The sequence below is a fragment of the Mesorhizobium sp. M2C.T.Ca.TU.002.02.1.1 genome (assembly GCF_003997225.1).
In genome coordinates this window covers 1-2,423 of the sequence record NZ_RZTO01000881.1, presented here as the reverse complement: position 1 = coordinate 2,423, position 2,423 = coordinate 1, and the positions used below count along the sequence as shown (strand labels likewise).

2 protein-coding genes and 1 pseudogene are annotated in these 2,423 nt (G+C 65.8%); 1 reads left to right on the top strand and 2 read right to left on the bottom strand.

Annotated features, from left to right (window positions below; translation table 11 throughout):
• Positions 1–496: M3 family metallopeptidase (locus EOD07_RS30855; protein ID WP_245470552.1), on the top strand; the 496-nt coding region annotated here is incomplete at its 5' end.
• 256 nt (positions 497–752) lie between these two features.
• Here the strand turns inward: EOD07_RS30855 and EOD07_RS30850 are convergent.
• Together EOD07_RS30850 and EOD07_RS30845 are read right to left on the bottom strand one after the other, a co-directional pair.
• Positions 753–2,294: a M81 family metallopeptidase gene (locus EOD07_RS30850; protein ID WP_127237984.1), complete on the bottom strand. Its 1,542-nt coding sequence runs from the start codon at positions 2,292–2,294 to the stop codon at positions 753–755.
• 20 nt (positions 2,295–2,314) lie between these two features.
• A pseudogene (locus tag EOD07_RS30845) lies at positions 2,315–2,423 on the bottom strand (carbohydrate ABC transporter permease); the annotation flags it as partial.

The window sequence follows — 2,423 nt, the reverse complement described above, 5'->3', positions numbered from 1 at the left end:
GGAAAAGCATGCGCTGCACGTCAAGACCGGCAAGCCGATGCCGAAGGACCTGCTCGACAAGATGCTCGCCGCCCGCACCTTCGGCGCCGGCTTCGCCACGGTCGAGTTCACCGCCTCGGCGCTGATCGACATGGCCTATCACGCGCGGCCGGACGCGCCGGCCGAGCCGCTCCGCTACGAGGCTGAGACGTTGGAAAAGCTGCACATGCCAGACACGGTCGCGATGCGGCATCGCACCCCGCATTTCGGCCACGTCTTCGCCGGCGACGGATATTCAGCCGGCTATTATTCCTACATGTGGTCGGAAGTGCTCGACGCCGACGCCTTCTCGGCCTTCGAGGAGACGGGCGACGCCTTCAATCCCGAATTGGCCGAGCGGCTGCGCAAGAACATCTATGCCGCGGGCGGGTCGAAGGATCCGGAAGAATTGTACACGGCGTTCCGGGGGAAAATGCCTTCGCCCGAGGCGATGATGGTGAAGCGAGGGCTGGTGTGATTGGCTAATCTCCCCCTTGTGGGGGAGATGGCCGGCAGGCCAGAGGGGGCGCTGTCCCGCCGGCGTGTCCGTGCTTGGGTCGGCCGTGCCAGCGCTTCGTCATCCTCGGGCTTGACCCGAGGATCCATGCCGTGACCGTCGCCGAAGGGTGCAGCGGAGCAGAATTCTCAACCGTTGCAGAGCCTTGGCGTCACGGCATGGATCCTAGGGTCTGCGCGCGTCGCTTCGCTCCTTGCTCCGCCCTAGGATGACGACCTCAACGGTCGCGATCCTTCGCGCCCCCCTCTGCCCTGCCGGGCATCTCCCCCACAAGGGGGGAGATTGGCTGTTTCCACGGATCCGCCACCCTCGGCCATATCGGCCTCGTCAGCTTCCTGTAATCCGTCACCGCCGGGTTGCTCGGATAGGAACTCGGCGCCGCCAAATAGATGATTTCCGCCGCGATCGGCGCGAAGCCGGCGTAGAAATGGTTGGTCGACTTGATCAGCAGGATGTCCTTCGACAGCGGATCGATGCCGATGTTGGAAAAGATGTCCGGCTCGAAGGTCTGGGTGCGGTTGGTATTGAGGATGACATCGACCTCGGTGCCTTCGATGCGCACCACCGCTGACTGCCCCAGCGTCACCCGGCTCGGGCCGAAGCTTTGCCAGCCTTCGCTAACCGCCTTCAGCACCGTGACGCGCGCGTCGATCGGCTCGCCGGCCTGAGGGCCGGCCTTGCCGCCGAAGCGCAGGTCGATCACCGCGCCTTCGCCAGCGGCATGGCAGAACGTCACCGCGATCGGGTCCCAGATCGTCGCCACGCCCACCTTGGTCACGCCGCGCGCCAAGAGCTCGCGCAGCACGATGGTGCCGTCGCCCGGCACGCCGCCGCCGGGATTGTCCCAGATGTCGGCGATCACCACCGGCTTGTCCTGGCGCGTCGCGCGGACGCCAAGCGCCTGATCGATGCCCGCCTGGGCGGAAAGCATCGTCATCGCCGTCTGTTCGCGCAGCGCATAGAGCTCTCGCCCGAGCTTTTCCGCCAGCGCATCGCCCTTTGCCTTGTCGTTGTCGGTGACGACCAGGATGCGCGTGCCCATCTCCGGTACATCGGCGGCCATGAAGCCGTGGATGACCGACACCGACAGCACGCCGTCCTTGCCGTGCAGCGCCTTGATCCTGTCGACGAAGGAGCGCATCGGCTCGCGGCTGGTCGGCAGCACCTGGATCATGCGGCAGTCGAAGGTCGAGATCACCGGCTTGATCTCGCCGCGCGCCGCGGCAAGCCCCAGCTCGACGACATGCTCGCCGCGCTCGTAGAAATCGGTGTGCGGGAATTCGAGGAAATAGGCCATGACATCGCAGGCCGCGACGCGCTTCGGCGTCAGATGGCTGTGCGGATCGAACTCCGAGGCGATCACCACTTTCGGGCCGACGATGGCGCGCACGCGCTCCAAGAGATCGCCCTCGCAATCGTCATAGCCTTGCGCCACCATGGCGCCATGCAAGCCAAGGATGACGGCATCGACCGGCAGCGCAGCCTTGAGCTGGTCGAGGATCTCGTTGCGCAGCGCCTCATAGGTTTGCCGCTGCACCAGCCCGCCGGGCTCGGCCCAGGTCGCCGTGCCTTCGATGACCGTCAGCCCTTCGTTCGCGGCGCGCTTGCGCAACGCCACGATCGGCGAGGAGCAGAGCGTGGGCGTCTCCGGGTGCTTTCCAGGTCCGGCATAGAAGGCCATTTCGAAGGAGGCCCGGTCGGTCGGCACCGGCGAGAAGGTGTTGGTTTCCGTCGCCAGCGAGGCGGTGAAGATGCGCATGAACTTTTCCTAGGTGGATGCTATTTGACCGCCCCGAGCGCGAGGCCCCGGACGAGGTAGCGCTGCAGCCAGATGAAGAGGATCGCCACCGGCAGCGTCGCCAAGAGCGTGGCCGCCATGACGTGGTGC

Excerpts from the sequence above, each read along its gene's own strand:
- EOD07_RS30850 (WP_127237984.1), bottom strand. The coding sequence starts at position 2,294 with ATGCGCATCTTCACCGCCTCGCTGGCGACGGAAACCAACACCTTCTCG.